29 protein-coding genes are annotated in these 25701 nt (G+C 41.7%); 16 read left to right on the top strand and 13 right to left on the bottom strand.

Annotated features, from left to right (window positions below):
- Positions 1–32: 32 nt before the first annotated feature.
- Entirely contained in the window at positions 33–1547 is a 1515-nt protein-coding gene (locus V7K35_RS03650; RefSeq protein ID WP_335076488.1) for a thioredoxin-like domain-containing protein, read from the top strand.
- An 88-nt stretch (positions 1548–1635) separates the two neighbouring features.
- On the opposite strand, the gene V7K35_RS03645 is transcribed toward V7K35_RS03650, so the two are convergent.
- From V7K35_RS03645 to V7K35_RS03635, 3 genes are read right to left on the bottom strand one after another with little or no spacing between them, the layout of a single operon-like run.
- The gene (locus V7K35_RS03645) at positions 1636–1821 is read right to left on the bottom strand and encodes a hypothetical protein (RefSeq protein ID WP_335076486.1); all 186 of its coding nucleotides are present in this window, start codon (positions 1819–1821) and stop codon (positions 1636–1638) included.
- A gap of 12 nt (positions 1822–1833) precedes the next feature.
- Positions 1834–2553 carry a hypothetical protein gene (locus V7K35_RS03640; protein ID WP_335076484.1) on the bottom strand — a complete coding sequence of 240 codons (720 nt, stop codon included), beginning with the start codon at positions 2551–2553 and terminating at the stop codon, positions 1834–1836.
- Between the two features lie 39 nt (positions 2554–2592).
- The gene (locus V7K35_RS03635) at positions 2593–3633 is read right to left on the bottom strand and encodes a hypothetical protein (RefSeq protein ID WP_335076482.1); all 1041 of its coding nucleotides are present in this window, start codon (positions 3631–3633) and stop codon (positions 2593–2595) included.
- A gap of 1084 nt (positions 3634–4717) precedes the next feature.
- On the opposite strand from V7K35_RS03635, the gene V7K35_RS29595 reads away from it, so the two are divergent.
- From V7K35_RS29595 to V7K35_RS03625, 3 genes are all read left to right on the top strand, one after another.
- The gene (locus V7K35_RS29595) at positions 4718–4807 is read left to right on the top strand and encodes a KGK domain-containing protein (protein WP_442939679.1); all 90 of its coding nucleotides are present in this window, start codon (positions 4718–4720) and stop codon (positions 4805–4807) included.
- On the top strand, positions 4804–5154 hold the full coding sequence (locus V7K35_RS03630) for a DUF952 domain-containing protein (protein WP_335076480.1): 351 nt from the start codon (positions 4804–4806) through the stop codon (positions 5152–5154). The genes V7K35_RS29595 and V7K35_RS03630 overlap by 4 nt, the downstream gene beginning before the upstream one ends.
- 400 nt (positions 5155–5554) lie before the next feature.
- The gene (locus V7K35_RS03625) at positions 5555–6472 is read left to right on the top strand and encodes an RluA family pseudouridine synthase (RefSeq protein WP_335076718.1); all 918 of its coding nucleotides are present in this window, start codon (positions 5555–5557) and stop codon (positions 6470–6472) included.
- Between the two features lie 296 nt (positions 6473–6768).
- On the opposite strand, the gene V7K35_RS03620 is transcribed toward V7K35_RS03625, so the two are convergent.
- The 3 genes from V7K35_RS03620 to V7K35_RS03610 all read right to left on the bottom strand — a co-directional run bounded on the left by V7K35_RS03620 (position 6769) and on the right by V7K35_RS03610 (position 9060).
- Positions 6769–7536: a phycobilisome rod-core linker polypeptide gene (locus V7K35_RS03620; RefSeq protein ID WP_335076478.1), complete on the bottom strand. Its 768-nt coding sequence runs from the start codon at positions 7534–7536 to the stop codon at positions 6769–6771.
- Positions 7537–7890: 354 nt separating this feature from the next.
- The gene (locus V7K35_RS03615; protein ID WP_335076477.1) at positions 7891–8442 is read right to left on the bottom strand and encodes a hypothetical protein; all 552 of its coding nucleotides are present in this window, start codon (positions 8440–8442) and stop codon (positions 7891–7893) included.
- Positions 8443–9060 (bottom strand): phycobiliprotein lyase, encoded by a 618-nt coding sequence (locus tag V7K35_RS03610; RefSeq protein ID WP_298919775.1) that lies wholly within the window; start codon positions 9058–9060, stop codon positions 8443–8445. It abuts the gene before it with no gap.
- A 240-nt stretch (positions 9061–9300) separates the two neighbouring features.
- Between V7K35_RS03610 and V7K35_RS03605 the strand changes: the two genes are divergently transcribed.
- From V7K35_RS03605 to V7K35_RS03590, 4 genes are all read left to right on the top strand, one after another.
- Positions 9301–9546, top strand: coding sequence for an NblA/ycf18 family protein (locus V7K35_RS03605; protein WP_335076475.1), 246 nt, complete (start codon positions 9301–9303; stop codon positions 9544–9546).
- A gap of 507 nt (positions 9547–10053) precedes the next feature.
- Positions 10054–10611 (top strand): bleomycin hydrolase, encoded by a 558-nt coding sequence (locus V7K35_RS03600; protein ID WP_273763924.1) that lies wholly within the window; start codon positions 10054–10056, stop codon positions 10609–10611.
- 78 nt (positions 10612–10689) lie between these two features.
- On the top strand, positions 10690–11184 hold the full coding sequence (locus tag V7K35_RS03595) for a bleomycin hydrolase (RefSeq protein ID WP_298919631.1): 495 nt from the start codon (positions 10690–10692) through the stop codon (positions 11182–11184).
- Positions 11185–11362: 178 nt separating this feature from the next.
- Positions 11363–11971, top strand: a complete 609-nt coding sequence (locus V7K35_RS03590; protein ID WP_334795384.1) for a HEAT repeat domain-containing protein — start codon at positions 11363–11365, stop codon at positions 11969–11971.
- A gap of 28 nt (positions 11972–11999) precedes the next feature.
- On the opposite strand, the gene V7K35_RS03585 is transcribed toward V7K35_RS03590, so the two are convergent.
- The 3 genes from V7K35_RS03585 to V7K35_RS03575 all read right to left on the bottom strand — a co-directional run bounded on the left by V7K35_RS03585 (position 12000) and on the right by V7K35_RS03575 (position 14101).
- Complete coding sequence (locus V7K35_RS03585; protein WP_335076473.1) at positions 12000–12302, bottom strand: hypothetical protein; 303 nt, start codon at positions 12300–12302, stop codon at positions 12000–12002.
- 617 nt (positions 12303–12919) lie between these two features.
- The gene (locus V7K35_RS03580) at positions 12920–13828 is read right to left on the bottom strand and encodes a HEAT repeat domain-containing protein (RefSeq protein WP_335076471.1); all 909 of its coding nucleotides are present in this window, start codon (positions 13826–13828) and stop codon (positions 12920–12922) included.
- 33 nt (positions 13829–13861) lie between these two features.
- On the bottom strand, positions 13862–14101 hold the full coding sequence (locus V7K35_RS03575) for a hypothetical protein (RefSeq protein WP_335076470.1): 240 nt from the start codon (positions 14099–14101) through the stop codon (positions 13862–13864).
- A 350-nt stretch (positions 14102–14451) separates the two neighbouring features.
- On the opposite strand from V7K35_RS03575, the gene V7K35_RS03570 reads away from it, so the two are divergent.
- The 4 genes from V7K35_RS03570 (at position 14452) to V7K35_RS03555 (ending at position 17631) form a co-directional block, all read left to right on the top strand.
- On the top strand, positions 14452–14766 hold the full coding sequence (locus V7K35_RS03570) for a hypothetical protein (RefSeq protein WP_335076468.1): 315 nt from the start codon (positions 14452–14454) through the stop codon (positions 14764–14766).
- A 141-nt stretch (positions 14767–14907) separates the two neighbouring features.
- Positions 14908–15699 carry a DUF3598 family protein gene (locus V7K35_RS03565; RefSeq protein ID WP_335076466.1) on the top strand — a complete coding sequence of 264 codons (792 nt, stop codon included), beginning with the start codon at positions 14908–14910 and terminating at the stop codon, positions 15697–15699.
- 271 nt (positions 15700–15970) lie between these two features.
- A complete protein-coding gene (locus V7K35_RS03560) occupies positions 15971–17242 on the top strand; it encodes a HEAT repeat domain-containing protein (RefSeq protein ID WP_335076464.1) in 1272 nt (423 codons plus the stop codon).
- Positions 17243–17376: 134 nt separating this feature from the next.
- The gene (locus tag V7K35_RS03555) at positions 17377–17631 is read left to right on the top strand and encodes a hypothetical protein (RefSeq protein ID WP_335076462.1); all 255 of its coding nucleotides are present in this window, start codon (positions 17377–17379) and stop codon (positions 17629–17631) included.
- Positions 17632–17992: 361 nt separating this feature from the next.
- On the opposite strand, the gene glgA is transcribed toward V7K35_RS03555, so the two are convergent.
- The 3 genes from glgA to V7K35_RS03540 all read right to left on the bottom strand — a co-directional run bounded on the left by glgA (position 17993) and on the right by V7K35_RS03540 (position 20924).
- A complete protein-coding gene (gene glgA, locus V7K35_RS03550; RefSeq protein WP_335076460.1) occupies positions 17993–19432 on the bottom strand; it encodes a glycogen synthase GlgA in 1440 nt (479 codons plus the stop codon).
- Between the two features lie 131 nt (positions 19433–19563).
- Positions 19564–20535 (bottom strand): hydroxymethylbilane synthase, encoded by a 972-nt coding sequence (hemC, locus tag V7K35_RS03545; RefSeq protein ID WP_335076458.1) that lies wholly within the window; start codon positions 20533–20535, stop codon positions 19564–19566.
- Between the two features lie 161 nt (positions 20536–20696).
- Positions 20697–20924, bottom strand: coding sequence for a hypothetical protein (locus V7K35_RS03540; RefSeq protein ID WP_335076456.1), 228 nt, complete (start codon positions 20922–20924; stop codon positions 20697–20699).
- A gap of 54 nt (positions 20925–20978) precedes the next feature.
- On the opposite strand from V7K35_RS03540, the gene V7K35_RS03535 reads away from it, so the two are divergent.
- Together V7K35_RS03535 and V7K35_RS03530 are read left to right on the top strand one after the other, a co-directional pair.
- Complete coding sequence (locus V7K35_RS03535; RefSeq protein ID WP_335076454.1) at positions 20979–21185, top strand: hypothetical protein; 207 nt, start codon at positions 20979–20981, stop codon at positions 21183–21185.
- 507 nt (positions 21186–21692) lie between these two features.
- A complete protein-coding gene (locus V7K35_RS03530) occupies positions 21693–22259 on the top strand; it encodes a Uma2 family endonuclease (RefSeq protein ID WP_335076452.1) in 567 nt (188 codons plus the stop codon).
- Positions 22260–22462: 203 nt separating this feature from the next.
- On the opposite strand, the gene V7K35_RS03525 is transcribed toward V7K35_RS03530, so the two are convergent.
- Entirely contained in the window at positions 22463–22882 is a 420-nt protein-coding gene (locus V7K35_RS03525) for a lysozyme inhibitor LprI family protein (RefSeq protein WP_335076450.1), read from the bottom strand.
- Between the two features lie 191 nt (positions 22883–23073).
- Here V7K35_RS03525 and V7K35_RS03520 point away from each other — a divergent pair, with 191 nt between their 5' ends.
- Together V7K35_RS03520 and V7K35_RS03515 are read left to right on the top strand one after the other, a co-directional pair.
- Positions 23074–24045 carry a YegS/Rv2252/BmrU family lipid kinase gene (locus V7K35_RS03520; protein ID WP_335076448.1) on the top strand — a complete coding sequence of 324 codons (972 nt, stop codon included), beginning with the start codon at positions 23074–23076 and terminating at the stop codon, positions 24043–24045.
- A 72-nt stretch (positions 24046–24117) separates the two neighbouring features.
- Complete coding sequence (locus V7K35_RS03515; protein WP_335076446.1) at positions 24118–25683, top strand: metallophosphoesterase family protein; 1566 nt, start codon at positions 24118–24120, stop codon at positions 25681–25683.
- Positions 25684–25701 lie beyond the last annotated feature (18 nt).

Raw genomic sequence — 25701 nt, 5'->3', positions numbered from 1 at the left:
TATAAACATCCTCTAAAAGCAAAGTATACTTTATGATTCCCCGTGTTAGAGCGCCAGAATTACCGCAAAATTACTCTTGGCTCAACACAGACAAACCTTTGTCTATTAAGCAACTCAAGGGTAGAGTCGTAATTTTAGACTTTTGGACATATTGTTGCATCAATTGTCTGCATATTCTGCCAAACCTAAAATATTTAGAACAAAAATATAAAGATAGCCTTACCATTATCGGCGTTCACTCCGCCAAATTTGATAACGAAAAGGAAACAGAAAATATTCGCCAAGCTATCTTGCGCTACGACATTGAACATGCAGTTGTAGTTGACAGAGGTTTTAAGATTTGGCAAGAGTATGCTGTGCGTGCTTGGCCTACGTTAATAATTATTGATCCAGAAGGTTATGTGATTGGCCAGATTTCTGGTGAAGGAAATCGTGCCACTTTAGACGAGTTGATTCAAAAGTTAATTCAGCAACACCAAGATAAAGGCACAATTAATTTCAAAGAAATCAGCTTGACTTTAGAAAAACAGCGCCAACCATTAATCACACCCCTAGCCTTTCCTGGTAAAGTTCTAGCTACCCAAGCGGGTTTATTCATTGCTGACTCTGGACATCACCGCCTGATTATGAGTAGCTTTGACGGGGAAATTTTGCATTTGCTTGGTATTGGAAAATCTGGCTTAACCGATGGTTCGTTCAGCGAAGCGCAGTTTTTTGCACCACAGGGAATGGCATTTGATGTAGAAAATCAGATTCTTTATGTTACTGATACAGACAATCATGCCTTGCGGCGAGTTGACTTGAAGCGCCAAGTAGTCGAAACTATAGCCGGAACTGGTGAACAAAGCCGCAATATCCGTCCTCATGGCGGTGCTGGTTTAGAAACTGCGCTGAATTCACCTTGGGATTTAGTGAAAGTGGGACATACCTTGTTTATTGCAATGGCTGGACCCCATCAGATTTGGAAAATGGATTTAGAAACTAGCATCATTAAAACTTATGCTGGTACTGGTGCAGAAGCTTGCATTGATGGTTCACTTGCTGAATCTGCCTTTGCTCAACCTAGCGGTATCAGCACAGATGGACAAGAATTATATATTGCTGACAGTGAAGTTAGTTCAATTCGTAGTATTGGAATTGTAGAACCGTACCAAGTCCGAACCGTTTGTGGTAGCGGAAGTTTATTTGGTTTTGGCGATGTTGATGGATACGGTGAAGATGTCCGTTTACAACACTGTCTAGGGGTGGAATACGTCCAGAATTACCTGTGGGTAGCAGATACCTACAATCACAAAATTAAATTAGTCAGTCCTAGTGGGAATTGTCAAACAGTTTTAGGAGATGGTACTAATGGCTTACAAGATGGCAAGGGTAAAAATAGCCACTTTTTTGAACCTTCGGGATTGAGTGCGATCGCTTCTTTTTTATATATTGCCGATACCAATAATCATGCCATCCGCCGTGTAGATTTGAATACTCTTGAGGTGACGACGTTGCAATTTCCTGGTTTATGTGCGCCAGATGTTTGTATTCCGCCTAATTTATAGAATGATTATCTCACGCAAAGACCCAAACTTTTCATTGCGCCTTTAGGTTATATCTTAAAGAGAATAAATTAAATAGTGCTACTGTCAGTTAAAGTTTGAAAGGGATAGGTTTAAATTTTTCATCCTCAATTATAAAATTATCTGCCTTGATCCCTTTGGGTGTGTCAAACAGGAAATCTACAGAACGAGGTTCATCTTGAGAGAAGGGTAAACAACAATCCTCTGGTTTAAGCCAGAGGATTGTCAATTGCACCACTAATAACTTTAGTCTCATTACGTCTAAGTTTTAACTTTTATTTAGGACAGCCCTTAATTGCTTGAGCAGCTTACCAACTTCTAAAAATTGTGGATCTTTTGCAAGTTTTTGGATAACTTTAGGACTGCTTTCCATCACAATCTTGTTGTAAGCAGTAATAGCATCATTTAGCTTTTTTATATCTACATTTGGTATTTCTCCCTTCTGGGCTATTACTAAATCTGCCATTAATCCTTTAGTGCTGGCAACTAGCTGCACTGGTTGTAATTGTCCTACAGGAGCGCCTAATACAGATGCTGATTTATTTCTGGCTAGAGCTAATAAAGCATTTACCAGTGATGTTACTGATGGTGATGATACTCCTAAACTAACTATATAAGTCTGTAGCTGATTAGCTGCTGCTTCTGCATTCACTCCACCCAGTAAGATAACTAAAATGATAGCAGCCGGGCTATTTGCATCCGGATTTTGATTGAGTATATTAATGACAGTTTCATTCAAATTATTCTGAACTTCTGTTGCTACGTTAATACTACCATCACTACTAAATTCAACTTGAACCCCAGGTGCAGGTTCAACAAATGGCTCTGAAGATCCTGGGTTAAAATTATCCCCCGATGAGGAAGTAGAATCTTCACTAGTTCCCGTGATACCAGCAGTACCAGCATTTACTCTAGTAGACCCACCCACTAGATAAGTGAATAAGATTAACGTTAGAGTAAGAATGAGAGAAAATTTTTGTTTCTTCATTGTTTTTATTGTTAATGAAATTCCAAGATAACTCAGTAGTTAAAACTGAAAACTGTACCCTGCACTCAGGGAAAAACCTAGACCATTATTAAGATTGCTAGTAACATCCGTAAAAATAGTATTAATAACTATAGGTGTCTTCTTGAAAGGAGCAAAAGATGCACCCATATTGAGACGATTTCCAGTCCAGCTACTTACTAAAGATATTTCAGGTATAACTCTCAAACCTAAACCAGCAAAAATATTCACAGGATTTTCATCTGCTGCTATTGCACCTTTAGAACGAAAAGCACCACTGCCAAGTCCTACAGAAACAGTCAAAGGTAATTTGTTATTAGGGTTATTTGATTGCAGTGGAAATGACTTACTAACTACTCCATAAATGGTATCTTTAGCTTTGTTAACATCTCCCCATTTAATAGGATTTGACCAACCAATAGCTACAGCTGTACCATCACCCAAATATTTGTGTAGCTTAAAACCTACACCGCCACTATCACCAAAATCAAAACTGTCACCACCACCTACACTAGTAATATTGACATTAACTTCCAATCCTACAGATTTAACTGCATCTCCCAAACCAAAACCAACAGACAAAGAACCATCTACCCTATCTTTATCCTCATCTAAAGGGAAAAATAAACCACCGCCAATATAGGCTTGGCCAAAACTTGCACCATAGGCAGAAGGAGTACCAGCTGTTGAACTAGGAGCAGCTTTTGGCGATTTACCTAGCCTCCCAATGGGATCAATTAAAAGTTCTTGGCGTAATTTATTAGTCTCACCAAAAGTATCACCCGAAAACTCTGAAGAGTCTATTTGTACGACAAGTTGAGGTTGTTTCTGGTTCAATACATTAGTCTGCTGTTTTAAATGCAAATCAGTATTACTAATTGGAGAAGCAAATAACTGTTTTGCTAAACTATCATTAATTTTTATCTTTGTTTGAGATGTAAGCCAAAAATTTTTTCTAGAAAAAGAATTGCTGAATGTTTCAGACTTAAGGTTACTAATAAAACTATCACTAATTCTTACAGTCTCTAATTTAGTCACAGAATTACTTTTTTTAAATGCCAACAACCTTTGCCGCGCTCTGATCTTTTTTTGCTGTGAATTAGGTTCCAATATTATGGGAGGTGCTTTGAGATTTTGAGACACACTCAATTTAGCCTCTTGATTTTCAGAAATAATATTATCTGCTGCAACTGCCGAACTAGTAAAAATAGCTGTCAACAGTAGAATAAAAGTTATTAAGATTGTCCCTAAGTTCCAGTAAGTATAGTTAATACTAATAATTTGATAAGTATTGCTACCACTGATAATTTTTTGTATTTTATCCACCAAAATATTCCTTCTATAAAAGTATTTACAGTAATACAACAGCAATTTATACGCCAAACATCCTAATTGAAACTAGTAATATTACGGAAATATAGCTAATTAACCCGGATTTCTCTTATAAGAAATCCGGGCGTAGCTGTTCTGATTTCATACATCCCAGGTGTAAAGCTCTTCAGCAGTTCACATAAACTTAAGTCTGGCTGCTGCTGCGCCTTGCTCATTGTCAGAGCGTAGTTTACCGCACTCCTCTACGAGACACTGAGCGTAGCTTGCTTCCCCATAGGGGTACCATAGGCTCAGTGATCACCGTAGGCATCGCCTGTCATTCAACTTTTTGTCAAATCAAAATCAAAATCTTTAGCTGCACAATAAGTAAGTGGGCAAGGATAAATCAAACTATGTTACATAATCTAAATGCCCACTTACTTAAATCATCCCTGCCTCAAGCTTTATATATCTAAAGTGAATTTTTTAAAAATTGGGATGCTCCCGCTCTAATTTGCCTTGGAGCGAAGGTATACAGGCACAAAAGTAATCCGAAATCATTTATCAAACAGAATTCAGGAGTCAGGAGTCAGAATTCATTCTGAATTCTGTATGACTGGCGGATGAATAATCGGGTTGAAGACCACCAAATTTTCAATTTGGTGGTCTTCAATTCCTGCGCGGTCTGAATCCCTGACTGATTGATTTTGACTCCTGAATTCTGACTTCTAAATTCTTCTTCAAGAGAAATTATTGAGATAAAAATCTTTATTTGATAAGCATTACAGCCTTGATTCATTCTCACGGATCATTTAGAACTGCTATATAAGTATCAATGCTGCAAATGTTAGAATTTTATCCTGATAATCCTAATGAACCCGAATCACCTTTAGATGATATTCGTAAAATGATACAAGCAACATGAACACCATTTTACACATTACCAAATACCAACAATGGGAACAAGCAAAAAATATCGGTAGCTATCGCGCTGATTCGCTAGAGAGTGAAGGCTTTATCCACTGTTCAAAATCAACGCAATTACTCAAAGTTGCAAAGAGATTTTTTGATAATCAACAAGAATTGGTACTACTTTTTATTTATTCTGAAAAAGTGCAAGCTGAAATTCGCTATGAACCTGCTGAAATAGGTGAATTATTTCCTCATGTTTATGGTGAATTAAATATTGATGCTGTGTATCAAGTGATTGATTTTGAAGCTGGGGAAGATGGTTTATTTGAGTTGCCGCAAGAAGTTATAAATTTAGAATAAGAACCGCAGAGGCGCAGAGGACAGAAAGGAAGCGAGATGAGAAGTCAGGGGTTTGATATGGGTGTGTATATTGATAAAATGGCCTTATTGTTGGATTTGCAGCAGCCAGGGCGAATAGAATTCGCAGCTACACCAAACAAAGTTCGTCTTTGCGGAGTAAGGGCAAATTAAAATTTTGAAACCTACGTTCGCGCAGCGTCCCGTAGGGAAGGTAAGTAAAGCCTCGTGTAGATACAGTTTCTAATCGCCCAACTATAAGCATTCCGCGCTTTACTTAAAGAACGGGAATTAATCTAGAGCAATTGTGACCGAATTTAATTTACAAATCCAAGAAAATAGCGATCGCTTGTCAACTCCACTGGAGAATGATGTACCTAGCTTACTTCCCTCCAGAAATACCATCCACTGTGTCAACACCAAAGGCGATCGCCTTGACCGTTACCTTTGCCAAGAATTACCAGACTTATCCCGTTCTCGCATCCAACAGTTAATTGAACAGGGTAACGTCCAACTTAACGATAAAGTTTGTACATCCAAGAAGATCAATGTCAAGGTAGGCGATCGCATCACTCTCGAAATACCACAAGCCCAACCCTTAGAACTGCTTGCAGAAGATATCCCTTTAGATATCCTCTACGAAGACGACCAGTTACTTATTCTCAACAAACCCGCAGGCTTAGTTGTCCATCCTGCGCCTGGTCATCCAGATGGCACCTTAGTAAATGCCCTGTTGGCACACTGTCCCAATTTACCAGGAATTGGCGGAGTCCAACGTCCAGGAATTGTCCATCGATTGGATAAGGATACAACGGGAGCGATCGCGATCGCTAAAACAGAAATTGCCCATCATCACTTACAAGCCCAACTCAAAGCAAAAACAGCACGGCGAGAATACTTGGGCGTAGTTTACGGTGCGCCAAAAGCTGAAAGTGGCACAATTGACTTACCCATTGGTCGCCATCCTCAAGACCGCAAGAAAATGGCTATTATGTCTGTTGAACAAGGTGGACGATCTGCCGTCACTCATTGGCAAGTACTAGAACGCTTCGGTAACTATACATTAATTCACTTTCAATTAGAAACCGGACGCACCCATCAAATTCGTGTCCATAGCGCCAAAATGGGTCATCCCATTGTCGGCGACCCAGTTTATAGTTCTGGTCATTCAGTGGGCGTAAATTTGCCCGGTCAAGCACTCCACGCTTGGCGACTAAAATTACAGCATCCCCTATCTGGCGAGATGATTGAGGTGACAGCTACCCCTCCCGCCCACTTTACAAAACTTTTGGAGATGCTAAAAAGACGAATTGCATCTTAACCTTTTTTTATTCAAAGGCGATCGCCCCCCAATACATACGGGGAAGGAACCGGATTTTTCTTGTTTCCCCCCAATATATCGGTGGGACTAAGGGTGGTAACAACGCAATTAAAATCACAGTTAACCACTTTTCAAACAACCTTTAAGACATGCATCTAAAAAAACGACTAGCGTGCATCAGACATGGGATAGAGTCTGTTTCACTAGTAATATCTAAATGAAACTCCTACGTAACCCAAGGCTTATGCACGCAAATTATCAAATGGATGTATTAGCCAGCCACCGACCAAAAATCGTTATTTAATTCCTGACAGTTGCCGATAAGGTACAGACTTTTCGATATCGATGTTGTATGGCGAGATCCGTTGTGGAGCATTGCCAGTTGCATTGATACTTTGTGCCATATTTAAGAACAAAGATGGATCGCCAGCCTTGGGCTTTTGCTCTTGTGGGAGGAATCTGCGTACTTCGACCTGCCAAATGATTTGGGGGAAGCCCAGTTTAGCACGGTGGTAGTCTTCGTATCGCGGAGACTTGATGTTGAATGGCAACTCACCCTCAGATTGGGATGGCAGTATCCGACGCCGCTGATAGGGCACTGTAGAGTATCCAAAATTGCTCAGGTACTCTTCAGTATTCAGAACTTGATCAATAAAGCCTGTAATACCCTTGGTAGCAACTACAATTGACCAAGCGATTTTTTCGCGCTCGTTGTATGGATCGCGTCCTAGAACCCGCTGGATTACTTGCTCAACAAAGCGATAATTATTGTTGAGGTCGTAGAAGCTTTTCTTAAAGGTATTGGAAAGCACCAATCCACGAATAAAGTCCCGCACTGTAATTTGTCCATTACGGAGTTGGGATTCTAGGAATGTTTCGCGATCGGCTGCAAAGGCATAAAAGAAAAGTTGACGATATGCTGCTTCGATCAGATCACCTAAATCTGATGGGGACAGTATATTGTCTGTAGTAAAAATCCTGGGCTGTTCATCACCCGGTACTTCATATGCAGCTACACGCTGATTTTGACTTGAAGGGTCATATGTTAATAGAGGAATTGCCACTCTTAGGCCTCCATGTTCTTAATTAAAGTTAACAACTTTAAATCATATATTAAGGGAGTAGTTGGATCAGAACCTGAGATTCTGATAAAATTTCACGAAACTTAACTAAGGGTAATTTAAGTATTCGTAGGAAAAACGATTAGCCTGCTGGATTCAAGCCATAGCTAATTAATAAAGGGAGTGGGGCTTGCGGCTTAATGACTATCTAAATGACTAAAAAATTTTACGCACATATTTCAGATTAGAAGATTCAGTTTCACCTTTTTGAACCGAAGCAATAATTTTTAACATTTAGCAAAAGAAATTAATGGGGTATGGAGCATCGTATTAGTTATTCTCCCTCATCTATATCCCCTATCTGCTTCGGTGACCTATCCAAAATTCTAAGGGATCTATAGTTGACTTACAGTAAGGCCAGCTACGCAAAGTTGCTTCCATCCCTACATCCCAGTAGGGTGGTTCCAATCCCAGTCCTAAACATAAATGAGATAGGATGCTAGCAAACTGCTGATTATGACCAAAGTCTCCTAGATGAGCATGGGCGTACTCATGGACGACTACACCAAACCAGTCTATAGGTGCAACTCGACCGACATCTACCAGAATAGTGATTGGGTTTGTGAAAATGTTGCACAGCCCGTCTATGCCGAAGGATTGAGCTATGGGGACTGCAAAAATTTGGATATGGCGACGCTCTTGGGGGTGAAAGCACTCATGACAAACTTCTAGGTAGGTGTTGATCTGAGCGTTAACGGTGTTAATATTCTCACCGATCCAAGTGCAAATGGGGATGCGATCGCGCAGGTTATCAAAGACATCTACCATACCCGGTTCTAGAGCAAGTCCCTGTATCCGATGCAGATAATCTCGCCCACGAGTAAAAGCATCAGTTCCTTTAAAAATCATTCACCAGCCCAAAACTGAATAAAACTCTCTTTTTTCCAGAATATCCTCCCCAAGTCTTTCTATTACCTGTTCTGTGTTGGAAACCTCAACAGAAGTTTCAATGCGGGTTTCAGTACAAAACGATGCAGTGCTAAAGCCGCCAAACCGTTTTACCGTACTAGTTCGCAGCCGCGTATTTGGGCTGGCGAACCAGAATCTCTCAATGGAACTCATTGTTTCGTATTCGGTTGTCAACACTAGTCCATCTTCATCATCCATGTGAAAAAGACCGACTACAGGCATAATTTCGGCATAGCCTCTTTCGCGGAGTAATTTGCCAATCCTTGGGTTATCCCCATCAGGCACGATCGCAAATATGGTTTTCCCCTGATGGTTCTCCTCACCCTCTCTATCCCAAGCCATTGTGCCTAGCCAACGCACCCGTGATCCCCCTACTGATAGGCTGGGGTCAATCTGATGATACTGGCACAGTTCAATGATTTCTGGATGATTGGCATCCAGAGTTTCTACCTGTATATCCGATTCTCCCGTCTCTGATCGCTTGAAAGCTAGGTGATGAGTTGCCCGTTGCGATCGCCAATTACCAGCACTTAGCTGAAAAAATTCCATTGCGTCTATCAATCTTCTGACTCCTACTTATTACTCCTGCGGATGATGTTTTACAGGTTTTTTCTTTTTAGAGTTGTTGGTATATAAACATTCTAAACTTTATAGCGATTAGTGGTCAGCTTCAATAAACTCCCTACAAAACGAGAGGCAAACGTGTTGTTAACTAATTGTAAATTTTTATGAGCTTGATTTGTTATGACTTGACAATATGGAAATTTTAATATCTCAGTGCTAAAATAGTGGAAAGCGATGTTTACGACGACCTATGCGTTCACACTAGCAGTAACAACAAATACCCTTCGATTCAGTAAATCAGAGGAATGGCTCATGGACTTCCCAGTCGAATTAACCTTAGAGCAACAGTTTCGCTTACAAAATTTGAAAGACCAGGTAAAGAATTTGAATCAAGAAGAGGCTCAGGAATTTTTGTTAGAAGTTTTACGGCAGATGATGGTGAAAGATAATTTGGTCAAACATCTCCTAAAACAAGCTTAATCAAGTAAAAAACAAGATTTTTTCCTTAAGACTTACGCAATGGTAGAGTTTCATTAAAATGCGTAAGTCTTATTTTTTTGTCCAATGACGCCAGTCGCCTCTCCTAAGGGAGACGCTGCGCGGAACAAGTCGGAAAACCATACACGGCAGTTCCTCCTGGGGAGCCACTGCGGTCTTGGCGTCTCACTTTCTCCTATTCGTGAGAGGCTAACGCCTGCTGTAGGATGCCCCTTCGCCGCAAGGCGTCCCGTTAGGGAAGGACTGTAGGGAGATGACTCGCTATCGCTACCGCGACGCTGGCTCCCCAATGCCCATTTAGGCTAAATTTGATTTTTTATGTCAGACTAGCCGAATTACAGGTAAATATTACAGATTATTACTTTGTCTCTCATAGTAAAGACTAGGGTACTATTGATCCCCTATGTTTTTCATTGGCTACTCGCAGTTAATCTGATCGAGAACAGGCCAGAAATAATATCCGCCATTTGTGAATATTAAGGAGAACTCATGGTTCTTGATGCTTTTTCTAAAGCTGTAATTACAGCAGACGCCAAAACTGCTCCTATCGGTGGTGCTGATTTAGCAGCCCTCAAGTCTTTCATTGCTGATGGCAACAAGCGCCTTGATGCTGTAAACGCGATCGCTAGCAACTCTAGCTGTGCTGTTTCTGATGCCATTGCTGGGATTGCCTGTGAAAACCAAGGTTTAATTCAAGCTGGTGGTAACCTGTACCCAACTCGTCGCCATGCTGCTTGCCTACGTGATGCCGAAATCATGCTGCGCTACGTAACCTATGCGCTATTGGCTGGTGATTCTTCTGTTTTGGATGATCGTGCTCTGAATGGGCTGAAAGAAACCTACACAGCTTTGGGTGTCCCTACCGGATCTTCTGTACGTGCTGTACAGCTTCTGAAGGCGATCAGCGTCGCTCACATCACCAACACCAACACTGAAGCTAACGCTGGTAAAAGATTCCGCAAGCAAGAAGTAATTCAAGGCGACTGCTCTGCTCTAGCTGCTGAAGCTGCTAGCTACTTTGATCGCATTATTTCTGCTCTGAGCTAATAGCTCATGGCTAACGGCTATTAGCCAAACGAACTGAAATTCAAACCCGATCAAATCCCATTTGGAGTATAAAAAATAATGAAATCAGTTATCACCACAGTTATTACATCTGCTGATGCAGCAGGTCGTTTCCCAAGCACCTCTGATTTAGAATCTGTCCAAGGTAGCATTCAACGTGCTAACGCTCGTCTAGAAGCTGCTGAAAAGCTGGCTTCTGGTATCGATGCTGTAGCTAAAGAGGGTTATGATGCAGCCTTTAAGAAATATCCTTTCTTGAACCAAGACGGTGAAGCTGGCGACACCCAAGTTAAAAAAGATAAGTGCCTCCGCGACATCAAGCATTACCTGCGCCTAATCAACTACAGCTTAGTTGTGGGTGGTACTGGGCCTTTGGATGAGTGGGGTATTGCAGGTGCTCGTGAAGTGTATCGCTCTTTGAATCTGCCCACTGCTCCTTATGTTACCGCGCTGACTTACACTCGCGATCGCGCTTGCGCTCCTCGTGATTTTTCTCCTCAAGCATTGGTTGAGTTCCGCAATCTCCTCGACTACGTAATCAACTCCCTGTCATAGTAATAGGATTGACTAGACGCAGACGAGCGATCGTTATACTCTAGAACTAGGGACTCTCAGTCTGTTCCTTTGCCTAAATTAGGTTGAGTAATCGACTTGGAGTCCCTCAGTTGTAATTAATATTTATCATTTATCTCTATCTTGAACTTAGGAAATTTAAACAACGAAGTTTTCTCCTATGACAATAGATTCTCTATTTGAACAATTGAAACACCCCAACCCCAATCTGCGGGAACGAGCCATGTGGGAACTGGCTGATGTCCGTGATGAAAATACTATTCCTCGGCTGATGAGTATTTTGGATGAAGAAGATGTAACCTACCGTCGAGCTGCGGTAAAGGCGCTAGGTGCGATTGGTATAGATGCTGTACCATCACTAGTAGAGTCATTAGTGAACAGCGATAATGCAACCATTCGCGGCAGTTGTGCTAAGTCCCTGGCACAGGTCGCCGCCAACCATCCAGACGTACCCTTCCCAACTGAGGGCTTACAGGGATTAAAAACAGCGCTTAATGACCCGAATGGCGTTGTTTATATTGCATCTGTGATGGCTCTAGGTGAGATTGGTTCCCCTGCCTTTGAAATTTTAACTGAGGCTCTAAAAACAACGGATAATGTTGCGGTGGCTGTAGCTATCGTCAATGCACTCGGTTCGATGGGTGATATCCGGGGAGTGGAAGTGTTAAGGGCATTGACAAATGATGAATCTGTCGATCCATATGTCCGAGAGTCAGCAGTGAGTGCCTTACCACGATTAGATCAGGTAATTAATTATAACAGAGGGTAGCGATCGCTCTTAAATACAACTACCTTAATCAATCGTAGTCAGGAAAATCAAAATTCAATTGAAAATGTCCCCAGAACAGCAAAAGGAGCGCCAGGAGTGGCTTGGTCTCTGCTGTAGCTATTCTCAATGTAGTCCACATTAAAAATATTTTTGAAGTTAATTCCCGCCCGCCAGTTATTTCTTTTATAAAAGATGCTGGCAATTGCGGCTCTAAATTTGTCAGCAGTGTAGTAGCCGCATTAACACGGGCATAGCTTGACACTTCAAAGGAGTTGTCCAGATCGCCTGCTCGTGAATCGACAAAAAATACACCCCTACACTTACTCTCCACTTACCACTTTCTCTAAACATTGCAGCAAATAGCTGTTAGTTCCTGAAATTAATAATCAGCCACTTGAGAATAAATCTTACAAGGGATGAGTAATCAATTGCAAATAATTGTCAGCTTTTTTTAACAAAGATAATTTATAGATAAGTAGGTCGGCATAAATAATTATCGTTGGAATAAGGCAGGAGGAAAAGGGTTTTAGCTTTGTTTACTTTTCTTCACATAGCTTGATTTTATTGTGGCAACTTACTTAATAAGTTTTTAATTAAAATACAGGGATTTCAGTCAATTGAGGGACTAAGTTAATTGAAAGCTATCTTCAAAGTCTCAAACTATTAATGATAGTATTTTCAATTTACTCCAGCCATAATTGCTCTGATCAACTTTGGTTGAGTTAAACATTACAGGTTGCGTTTTGACGGAAGCAACGCGATCGCTGCAAGTTACTTTGTTCTGCCAAAATGGGTGCTAGTTGCAATGTGATTAATTTAATTGCTTTGCTCTATAAATAAATTTGGTTTGTAGTGCCTTGATCAGGGCAGTTGATGATAAGTTGTCTTACCACTAATTGCAATACTGGGTTGATTTCTAGATAAAAGTGATAGTAAATGTGCATCGCTCTATTCCCAAGCATCTTCCTCTAACTGTCTCTTAATTTGAGAAATCGCCAACTTGAACACTGCCTGAACCCCCGCTTCCCCTTCCTTGGTCAATGCGGCTTGCAGGGGTTCTAAGGCAGCCCCATCGCCAATCTTCATCAATGCCAGGGCTACCGCTTTTCGAGTTTCCCAATCGGCATGATCCAGTAACTCAATGAGGTTAGGAATCGCTGGCCGATAGGTCAGGCTGCCCAAAGCAGCAGCTGCTTCACACCGGACAATTGCAGATTGATCGGTAAGGGCATTAACTAAAATATTAAATGCTCCTTCTTCAGTACCTTCTTCAGCTATTTTAGCGATCGCACCCACCACCGCAGCGCGAACTTCAGGCGAGTCTGAGTTAATCTCTTGATATAAATATTCCTTCGCCTCTGCTCCAATAAATCCTAACGCCCATACTGCATATCCTTTGGCACTTTCTGGATACTCGCTTGACGCTAATATTTTTAGTAATGCTGGCACAGCGGCCTTACCTATCTTGGCTAGCGCTCCCACCGATGAGGCTTTGACCACTGTATCTTCATCATTTAACAGAGCCTTGACCAAAGTTGGAATTGCGATCGGGTCAGCGATTAGTGTCAAGGTTTTGGTGCTAGCTCTGCGTACAACTGGGTTTGGGTGATTTGCTACAGCTTCCATCAATAAAGGGGCCGCTGGTTTACCGATTTTACCCAATGCCTCTGCAAAACTCAACCTAACCATCCCCCGTGAGTCTCCCATACTCTCAATCATCTGCTTGAGTAGGTCTTGGTCATCAGGATTGAAGGTGTTTAAGCCTAATTGCTCACTCACCACTGCAAATAAAGCATCAGTTTCTGCCTGAGACAGATTTAACGAATCTTCCCCGGATTGAGTTTTGGAGTTGAGCATATGGCTTATAGCTTAAATTATCAAGATGGATTACTAGTTGCTGACGCTCAGGGCTGCTTGCTGATTACGGAGTTCTTGCAGGGCAGAATCAATCTTGGCAAGCTCAGGCTCTAGTTTTGCCATAACATTTACTCTCATCAACTTAGCCCGTTTTGCTGTTTCTGTAGTTTCTTGAACTAGACGTTCCCGATACTGCTCAAGTTCTGCAATCACTTCTGCTACATCTTGAGCAGTTTGGTTATCAGTTGTTGTTAAATCTGAGGCTTCATCCATAACTTTTGTTTCCTAAATGCGTGTTTATATAATGATGTGTAGTCAGTGTTCGATTATCGTTTGTATTTGGTTACTCGCTAAAAACCAGCACTTAGCTGTTACATACAATCGAGCAATTGGCAAGAGGCTACTGACTAATAGCTGACAAATGCATATATTCCGATCTTCTCAGATCGCGTTACCACTGGTAAAGCTTTTTGACGGAAATCTTCAAAAGTTGAACCAAATTATAAACTTCGATCCAACTTAGGATAAGTCTTTTAGGCTTTTTTGAATGAAAGTGCCGCAGCTACGCCCGTCGTAGACATCGCGCTTGCATGGTCTAGCACAGTGCAACAGGAAAAGTCGTGATGATTACCAATCCTTGTCTTCAAGCTGTTATAGAAGCTTCGTGGTATGAGGGTGAGCCATTATGTCCGTGGTTCGTTGCAGATCATAAACCATTCTCGCGCATTCAGTTATATGGTGAGATGACGGATTTTGAGGTTGGTTTAATATTTGCCCAACTGGTAAAGTACAACGATTTAGACAGTGAGAGCGATGCCTACGAAGTTCTGTATCAAGTTATTGAGTCCGAGACACTGATTTTGCCAGGAGGTCTTCAAGTCAGGTCTACTGCTGATGAACTGATCTACCCCGGTTGCTGTTGTGGTCTAGAAGAGTAGCGGGAGTGGTTAGATTTTTTGACTAAAGGGCGATCGCAGTCCACCACACCCCCAATGAGAGCGAAGGAATATCTAACACCTGTAGCCATCGTATAATAGGAATACTAAAAAGCTTTTTTCAACTTATCAATCAGAAAAACGATGAATTCACAAGATAAAAACTGGGAAAATTTATTTGGAGCTATCACGACAGAAGGTAGTGCTTGGCACGGAATATGGACGATATATTCTCTAAATAAAGAAGTTCTGAATTCATTTAAATCTGTCAGAAAAATTCAAGCTAATGAAGAGAAAACATTGATTACTCAAACTAATAAATACAGTTACTCTGATGGAACGGAATCAGAAAAAACCTGGCAGATTGAAAAGCAAACTTGTAGTCAACCTGATGGAGTCATATACCCAACATTTTTATCGATGAGGGCAGTGTCCTTTGGTGAGGGTAAGAGTGCCTGGGTATCAAAAAAACTGGAAGCTGGAAAAAAATTTGCTACAGAGTTATTTTTCCGATATCAAGATTGGCGAACTAGTGTAGCTAGTATCTATGCTGAGAGTGGCAATTTAGAGAGAATTACGATAATTAACGAGCATTTAAATAGCTTTTACAATAGATCAGCCAAGTCCGAAATAGAAAAGTATTCTGGAAAGTGGAGCGGACAAAAAGAGTATATGAATAGTGATTTACAAGTATCGGCTTCAGCAGAAAATCAAGAGCTTGTGTTAGAGCCAACAGAACAAAAAAATAAGACGATATCTCTGCCAGATGATATTGCTGTGAATGTACCTGAAAAGGTGAATGTTGGAGAAGAGTTTGAGATAGTATGTGGTAAGTTGGTTACAAAAAATGAGTATAGAAGACTGACAGCTAAATATGATAATTCGGGAGCATTCGCCATGTTGATTTCCGAAGTTTTTCGGCTACAAGAACAATAAAACTATAAAGTTATCAGCTATGTTAAACTGAGTACTTTTAATTTTTAATGACATTTTCATTTATCATTATAAAGTGTATTTTTTTGCTCCGTAAGTCTGTAGGCTTTATCTTCCAATCTCTCGCATTTAGTCTCAACTCCAATGAAAAGCAACTGCATTTTTTGATATTTCAATTTATAAACATTATTTACCACTATTTTCCAGTCCCCAGTCCCTAGTACGATAGTAAACGTGACCTTTGAGCAATTATCCAAAAGCCATTTATAAATCAATGGATAAACGTTTTTTTAAAATGTTTGGGCTAACAGAAGAACAAGCGATCGCAATTATCGATACACCATTAGAACAACTCGAAGACGCTTCTGATAAGTATATTGCTGTTTCCCATTTAATTAACTTCCCGACTGAGCAATCGATCGCGGCTTTGGTACGGGCAATTGAAACCAGTAACCCCAAGGAATTAGACCACCGGATTGTCCGACGCAAGGCTGTAGAAAGTCTGGGGCGATTGCAGGCAGAATCAGCTTTACCTGTAATTCGGCAGTGTCTTAAAGATGATGATATTTATACTGTTGAAAATACCGTGTGGGCGATCGGGGAAATCGGGACTAAAGATCCAGAAATTCTCGAAGAAATGGCGCAACTGCTCGATAAACCAGGTCAAATCTATCGAGTGATTATTCACACCCTAGCTAACGCTAACTATCAAGCATCCCTAGAACGTGTTCGGAAATTTACCCAAGCTGAGGATGAACCTATCCGTAGTGCAGCGATCGCTACAGTTTGTCGGTTCACAGGTGATTACTCCCGAATCACTGAGGTGATGGCGCTGCTGCAAAGTTCTAGCATCAATGCCCGGCGCGGTTGCATTCAAGACCTGATTGATTCACACTACTACAAAGCAATCCCAGAAATTGCCCGTTGTCCTGTATCTCTGGTGTTTCGGTTGCGAGGATTGCGGATACTTTTGGATGCAGGCGTCCCCAGTGGTGAAATTACCTTTACAGAAATTCAACCTTATCTAGAGCAAGTACTCTACGATCATCCCAACGATCTTGATTTAGTACATGAGTATGACGCTACCCCTGTACTAGATTTTGTCATTAATGAACTCTACGAAACCGATTTTGGACGGTGTTATTTAGCAACAAAAACCTTACTGGATATCTATGCACAAGAAGCACCAGCAGCACTTCTAGCAACTTATTCGGACAAGGCATATAACGATTATGGCGCTCATTATCATGTGATGAAACTTTTCGGCTGGCTGAAATATGCTCCCGCCTACGATTTGTTAGTAGAAAACCTGTACAATCGCGAACCCCAGTTTCAGAAATCTCGTGCTGCTTGTGCGATCGCTCTTGGTGAATTAGGTGATTCACGAGCAATTATTGAACTCAAAACTTGCCTCAATACGCCGATTTGGGACTTGAAATATGCTTGTTTATTGGCGCTGGATCGCTTAGGAGACTCGTCTGATCGGGAAATTTGCGCTCACGATGCTGACTGGTTAATTAAGGCGAAAGCGACGACTACTCAATAGTTAGGAGTTAGAAGTTAGGAGTTCTATCAAGTCTAGATATAGCAAGGGACTGGGGACTGGGGACTAGGGAATGGGGACTGGGTGAAAAGCCTTTTTGTGTCTAAGTTTTATCATCTGTTAATGTCCTAACCACCTTGGCTGTTGCTATAATTGTCGATACCTTGGCATTGTTAGTCAACACAATAGCATTGTTAGTCAATACAATAGCATTGTTAGTCAATACAATGGCATTGTCAGTCAATACAATAGCATTGTTAGTCAACACAATAGCATTGTTAGTCAATACAATAGCATTGTCAGTCAATACAATAGCATTGTTATTCAACACAATGGCATTGTTAATCAATACAATGCCATTGCAGGTCAAAAGACTTGTGTGTACACCGTAGCTTTGCAAGCTCTTAGGGGATTAACGTGAGTTCGACGGGTTAGGAATAAGAATTAAATAACATACAATTTATGTCCCCGACTTACCTCACCCTCAATCCCTCTCCTTATAAAGGAGAGGGAAGCAAGATAGAGGATGAACTTTTGCATTTTATTTAATCCACGTTCCTTAGATGGTGTCCGCCTAATTAGTAAAATCAAAAGACTTCTGCCTGGTTTTAGTACGCAAAACCTGTCCCTCTCCGACTCGGAGAGGGACAGACTTGAACTTTAGTTCAAGGCAGGGAGAGGTTTGTCGAAGTCACGTTACGTTAACTTATCAGTGATGGGAGTAGAGGCATACAGATGTACGCCCCTGGCAGTTTAGGACTTGCTACTAGTGACTGCTTCGTTTAAAACTAACTCAGGTTCTGGTGTCTCCTCTTCTTCTGGCAAACCGTAAATAGACCTGTACAACTTCACGTACTCTTTGGCAGATTGATACCAACTAAAGTTTTCACTCATGCCCCGTTTCTGTAGTTCTTGCCATTGCGGTTTGAAACGGAAGCCTTCCCAAGCCCTGATCATACAGGTGAAAAGGTCTAACGGTTCATAGCGGTCAAAGCAATAACCTGTACCTGCGGCATTTTCGGGGTCGTGATGCGTTACAGTGTCAACTAATCCACCTGTGCGGCGGACAATGGGTACAGAACCATAGCGCAAAGACATCATTTGGCTGATACCACAAGGTTCAAAACGACTAGGCATTAAGAAGGCATCAGTACCAGCGTAGATGCGGCGAGACAGGGCATCGTTATACAGTAGATAAGTTGCCATGCGTCCGGGAAAACGGGATGCTAATTGCCACATCTGAGTTTCATAGTAGCGATCGCCTGTTCCTAACAGCACAAACTGTGCATCTGTATAAGATAGGAAGCGCTCAAGGATTTGTAATATCAAATCAATGCCTTTTTGTTCCACTAATCGGGTCACAATCCCAATAAAAAAGGCTTTGGAGTTGACTTCTAACCCTAGTTCTTCTTGCAAAGCAATTTTGTTGGCCTTGCGTTTATCTAAACTATCAGCAGTGAAGGTTTGGGTAATATATTTGTCATTTTCTGGATTATAAACTTCGGTATCAATACCGTTGATAATCCCAGATAACTTCCCACTAATGAAGGACAGCAAACCTTCTAATGTTTCACCGTAAGTAGGTGTCTTAATTTGTTCAGCATAGGTAGGCGAAACTGTATTTACCTTATCGGCAAATTGCACCGCCGCTGCCATTACATTGTGTCCTTGCATATACCAGGGACACCAAGTAATTCTCTCTAAATACCAACGCCACGGCCCTTGATAAGCCAGATTATGAATGGTAAACACTGTGCTGATATCAGGATCTTGGTGCATCCACACGGGAATCATCCCTGTGTGCCAATCGTGGCAATGGATAATTTCTGGCTTCCAGTAATTCCAGGCAAACTCGGCTGCACCATTAGCAAACAAAGTGAACCGCCAATCTTCATCATCTCCAGAATAAATACGGCGGGGCATGAAGGCGGGATGTCCGAATAAATACAAGGGAACATCAGTACCAGGCAGAACACTTTCGTATACTGCAAAGTGCTGGAACATCGCATCTCCCCACCAGATTGGTTCATAGGGAATTTCCATTTTGTCTGGCAGGAAGCCGTAGTAAGGCAAGAATATCCGCACATCATGCCCCATTTCCCTTAGGACTTTGGGTAATGCCCCGACAACATCACCCATTCCTCCTACTTTCGCAATGGGTGCTGCCTCTGCTGCAACAAATAGAATCCGCATGGTAATTTTTGCTTCCCTGAGATTATCAAATTAACTCTATGATCCCGACCAACGCGATATGTTGCGTCTGGCACATATGAGAGTGCAACGGCGATCAATTCTTATCTAATCACATCGGCTTGCCCAATTGCTTAGGAACCGCGCTGAATCACCGCAAAAATTTCTGATAAAATTTCTTGCGCTCCCTGTTGACGCAACAGTTCTGCTAGTTCTATGCCTAGCCCTTCGGGATTGTTGGCAATACCTGTGACGGTATCTTTTACGAACTTTTGACCATCTACACTGGCAACTATCCCTGTTAAAGTCAAATTCTCACCAGATATTTCTGTATTTACACCAATAGGTACTTGACATCCGCCCTCTAAAGAGCGTAGAAAAGAGCGTTCGGCAAGACAGCGATCGCGTGTTTGGGGATGTTCGATCGCTTTGAGTAGAGATAGCACTTCACTATCATCAGCCCGGCATTCTATCCCCAAAGCTCCTTGTCCAACAGCGTGGAGGGAGATATTTGCGGGGAGAATTTGATGAACGCGATCGCCCATTCCCAATCTCTCTAACCCTGCTGCTGCCAAAATCAAACCATCGTATTCGCCTGCATCCAGTTTTGCCAACCGTGTAATCAAGTTTCCCCGCACATCTTTAAATGTGAAGTGGGGGAAATGGTGGCGTAACTGTGCTAACCGCCGTAGAGAAGATGTACCGATTACTGCACCTTCTGGTAAAGTATCGATTTGTTTATCTTTGTGCTTTTCATGCACCACTAATGCATCTGCTGGGTTTTCCCGTTCAGTAATTGCTGCCAGTGTTAAGCCTTCTGGTAAGTGAGTTGGCAGATCCTTGAGGGAATGAACGGCAAAGTCAATCTCCTGATTGAGCATTCCGACTTCAAGTTCTTTAGTAAAAAGTCCTTTATCACCAATCTTAGCTAATGCTACATCCAAGATTTTATCGCCTTGGGTAGACATGGTGTGGACTTCAAAAGTGATATCAGGAAAGCAATTCTCTAGTTGCTCTTGTACCCAGTAGGTTTGAACCAGAGCAAGTTGGCTTTTGCGTGAACCAATGCGAATAGTGCGTGGGGGACTAGAAACAACTGAAATCATATAACAATATATCAGTAAGCGATTAATTCACTTTCATCTAGACTACCGTAGTCAGGGACACATACTAATTTTGGGTTTTGAATTTTGGATTTTGGATTACAATTCTTTACCAAAGGCTGGTTTGAGGAATCTCTAACATTACTACTTGGTACAGCATTTCGTTAAATTTGTAGCGAATTAAATTTGGTAATATTCTCCAATGCCAACGCGTCTGCTGACAATGCCAACGCGTCTGCTGACAATACCAATGTGTCTGCTGACAATGCCAATGTGTCTGCTGACAATGCCAATGTGTCTGCTGACAATGCCAATGCGTCTGCTGACAATGCCAATGCGTCAGCTAACAATGCCAATGCGTCAGCTGACAATGCCAATGCGTCAGCTAACATTAAAAACGAACTCTTGAATCTGCTGTTGAAGGCAGTGTTCTAATTCAGCGTTGAGTGTTTATAGCTATTTGTAAAGTTCTGATTGTTGGATGGCGATCGCAACCTGGGTTGCAAGTTGCTTCATCAACTGAACTTCCCCAAATTACCATATACGGGTGCGATCGCACTGATGAGCAATCAATAAGTCCCAAAGATACAGGGGTAAAAGTAGGTGTTTTGCTATCTAGTTGGGCTGTTCGCGCAATCAGGCTGCTAAAGTGAATTTGAATCCTTACAAAAGTATTTAGTATAAAAGATGCTTGGGATTGGGAAGAGGAGGATATTGAGTTACTTATCTAAACCGGGGTGCAAGAAAGCCTTAGAGGATGTTTGAAAAGTCCATAATGATGTATAAAATATTTTTTACCCCTCCCCTTATAAAGCGGATTTTTCTTGTCTCCCCCCTTTATAAGGGGGGACTAAGGGGGGTAACAACGCAATTAAAATCACAGTTAACCACTTTTCAAACAACCTCTTACCCTAGACTATAAAAGATGTGAATCCCTAGATAAACGTAACCTTAATCGCAAGAAAGATTTGAGTAAGGATGGTTTCACCGTTCGTAAACTCGAACATCAAGTTATTGTGGAGTTGTTGCAAAAGCAGTACTTTGAAGTTATTGGTGGAGTACTTTTGAGTTAGTGCTATGTATAAGGGATCGCCTTGTTGCATTCAGCTAGTAGCGAACGTTGATAAACTAGATGCAGGACTTTCGGAATAGCAGAAGTCATGAGTGTTACAAAATCCGCATCCCTAACCCTAGAGGAGTTTCTGAAGTTACCAGAAACGAAGCCTGCAAGTATTTATATTGATGGTGAAATTAGCCAGAAACCAATGCCGAAAACCCGCCACTCCCGACTTCAGGCTAAGTTGATTAATGGGATTAATGAAGTCACAGAGGAGAGGCAAATCGCTTATGCTTTTCCAGAGTTACGTTGTACTTTTGGTGGTCGGTCAATTGTTCCAGATGTGGCGGTTAATCGTTGGCAACAAATTGAGTTTAACGATAACGGAGAACCTGTAGATGATGTGCTAATTGCTCCAAACTGGACAATTGAAATTCTCTCTCCAGATCAGAGTTCCAATCGGGTTACAAGTAATATCTTGCACTACCTAAAATATGGTTGTCAGCTTGGATGGTTGATTGATTCCGATGACCGCTCAGTTCTCGTATTTAAACCACATCAACAACCAGAATTTTGCCACAAAGCAGATAGCTTGGCTGTTCTAGATGGTATTGATTTAGAACTGACAGTAGAACAGGTATTTGGTTGGTTAAAGATGAAAGCAGAGTGAGCAAGCCTTGTTAAAATTCTCTGTAAATAAGTTCCATACGCCGATCATCTAGGATACCTGCCACGATCATGCGGTGATATTCATCTATTGTCCACTTCGCGGTAGTTCCGGTCATAGAGACACTTTTTTATCGCATTTTACTTTACATCGTAATGGATGCATAAAATCGGAAAATTTCAAAAAGATTAACAACTTTTATCAAATTAAGGGTCGGCTTTGAGATATTCCTGTAATTGTTGAGTACGCAATTTGGTGGAATTTTCTAGACAACCAAAATAAATGGTTGGGGCAATACTTCCTCCCTCATATCTGCTTCTCTCAAACTCACAATTGGTATCTCTAAACTTGATCCATGCTACTTGTGCAGCAATCAATTTCTGTTTCCTAGAGCTTTCTAACGTAGATAGCAATTGTTGATAAACTCGATTCAGCTTTTTATCTGCATTCTGATAAGATAACCCAGTGCATTCATTAATTGCTGCTTGAGTTTGAGGATTATTGCAGTTAAGCTTTTGAACTAAGCGCATTGGTAAATCAGGCGTTGTGCCTGCTATTGTTATGGTGGGGGTATCTAAACTACTGAAAGTTAGAATACTTGCCAAAACTAGTAATAATTGACGCATGGCAAACTTTTTACTGTTTAAGTATAAATAAAAGATACCAAAATACGCGTTAGCATTGGTGTGTTCCAACGGAGAATACTTCTGAACTTTTCACAAAAAGTAAACCAGCCGTCAGATGGAAGTCGAAATTTCACAACAATGCTAAAAATAATTTGGTATTTTAGTAATCTAAAGTTTAGCTTTTATATTTTATGAATCGTTCCGCCTGCCTCATTTTCAATCCAGTTGCGGGTCAGGGTGACCCAGATTTAGAACTGGCAGAAATTCGGACAATATTGGAGCCAGAGATTGACCTAGATATTTATCTCACAACTGAAGAAATCGACGCTGACGAACTGGCCCATGCAGCGGTAGCGAGGGGTGTAGATGCAATCATTGCTTCGGGAGGAGATGGCACACTCTCAGCAGCGGCAGCGGCTTTAATAGGTACTGAGATCCCATTTGGGATTATTTCCAGAGGAACAGCAAACGCTTTTGCCACAGCTTTAGGAATTCCTGACACGATAGCATCTGCGTGTCACACAATTTTGCAGGGAGGAACCCGCAGTGTAGACGTAGCCTATTGCAACGAGCAACCAATGGTACTCTTGGCAGGTATTGGCTTTGAAGCTGAAACTGTAGAATTGGCAGACCGAGATGCCAAGAATCGTTTTGGGATGATGGCCTACGTTTTGGCTGGAATTCAGCAACTGAGAAACTTAAAAAACTTTGATGTTGAAATTGAAACTGAGGACAAAATAATTAAAACTAGCGCCTGTGCAGTAACAGTAGCAAATGCTGCACCTGCGACTTCTGTCTTAGCTCAGGGTCCAGCAGGTCTGGTTTATGATGATGGGCTACTAGATTTAACGATTGTAGCTTCAGTTAATAAGGCAGGAGCGATCGCTGCTACATTTCATCTATTTCAAACGGCTTCTACAGGTAACGCCGTAGAACGCGATGATATTGGCTTCCTGCGAGCCAAACAATTTAAAATTACGACTAATCCACCACAAAAGGTTGTTCTAGATGGTGAAATAGTGGGCACAACTCCAGTAGAAATTAAGTGTGTTCCAGCAGGCTTGAGAATTTTTGTGCCATTAGTAGAAGAAGTTGAGCCTACTGAAAAACTAGAGGGACTCCCCAACCTGATTATTGAGATGAAAGACACAGTAGGAGAATAAAGGCATGGGGAAAGACTTGCTACAAGCTTGCTCCCCTGTCCCCTTTAATAGAAGATTCAGGAGTAGGTTGCATTGAAACTTGTATCTGATCCAGCGATCGCTAACAAAATTAGTAAAATGAATCAGCGGGTACGGTGGCAAGATCCGTTAATTGTGGAACGGAACATCGACCAAACTCGGCTGGTGTTGGAAGATGGTCAATCAGATAATCCAGAGTTCTCATTTTTAGTTGTAGGTGATAGTGGTTCTGGCCAGCACCGGGGACACAATCCCCAGCGACAAGTGGCTGAACTGATGCTGCCCCATCACAACGAATCCCGTTTTATGTTGCACATGGGGGATGTGATCTATTTAGTGGGGTCGAGTGAATACTACCAGCAGAACTTCATCCAGCCTTATCGAGAGTTTCTCTTGGGCGGAGAGCATCCCAGACGGATTGCCTATGACCAGATGATTTTTAAGCTGCCCATTCTACCTGTACCGGGAAATCACGATTACTACAACTTGCCGATTCTATTAAGCTTGGCATCTCTAACAACATTACCCATTCGTGGCCTGTTGCGATCGCGGTTAGACTTAGATGTGGGCTTGCATGGCTCAGGAACGGGTGACGCTTACGCACGGGCATTTTTGGACTATCTTAAGGCGTTTCAACTTCCAGGAGAGTTAAATCATCATTTAGATCAGTATTACACAGCCAAGACAGATACAGGTCGTTGTCTTAGCTATGAACCTGGGCACTTCACCCGCCTTCCCAATCGCTACTATACTTTTCGCTATGGCGGTATAGATTTCTTTGCCTTAGATTCTAATACATTTAACGATCCACCACCGCTACCTAAAACAAAAAAAGGTGACGCTGATCGCAAAGTCTTAGAAAAACGTCGTGAAGATTTAGAGCAAGAAAAGCTGCAAATCGTTGAAACCTCAGCCAAGCTTCGTCCAGAAAACCCCACCGAAGCCGACCAATTAGACGACTTCCACGCCAAGCTGTCACAAATTGAAGAGATTATTGTTGATATCGATAAGCAATTAGCTGCTGATAAAACAACACTAACTGATATTGAACAACTGGAGTGGCTCAAGCAAAGATTAATTGAATCTTGGAATACTGCTGAAGTTCGAGGAAGGGTAATTTATTTCCATCATCCTCCCTATGTAACTGAGGCGACAAAGTGGCAACAAGCACAAACTCTGATTATTCGCGATCGCCTCCGTGATGTGCTGGATGCAGTAGCTAAAAAAATAGGTTCCCTAAATCAGGGGCGTCCTTTGGTTGATTTGGTATTAACCGGTCACGCGCACTGCTTTGAACACCTGGAAACAATGGATACGGGACACGCTGATTCTCATATTCACTGGATTATTTGTGGTGGTAGCGGGTTTAGTTTGCGACGCCAGCGGATTGAGGGAGCAGATTTGATGGAGACTTTTGGGAACGAAAATAGATTAGTGGCGCGATCGCATCTCTTCATTGGTCGCAACGGTCAAGGTTTTCAGAAGCGACGACCTTACTCAGGTTTACGCATTGACGTTAAAGGCGAACATCATCCCAAGTTCATTGTCCGTCCCTTGGTTGCCGAATGGCATCAGAGGCAATGGCATAATCGGGAACTTGAGCCGTTGATCATCGAGTAACATACTTCTGAAAATATT

This window comes from Nostoc sp. (assembly GCF_036917275.1).
Taxonomy (GTDB): domain Bacteria; phylum Cyanobacteriota; class Cyanobacteriia; order Cyanobacteriales; family Nostocaceae; genus Nostoc.
Note: the sequence above shows the minus strand (reverse complement) of the source record. Positions and strands in the feature narration are given on the sequence as shown.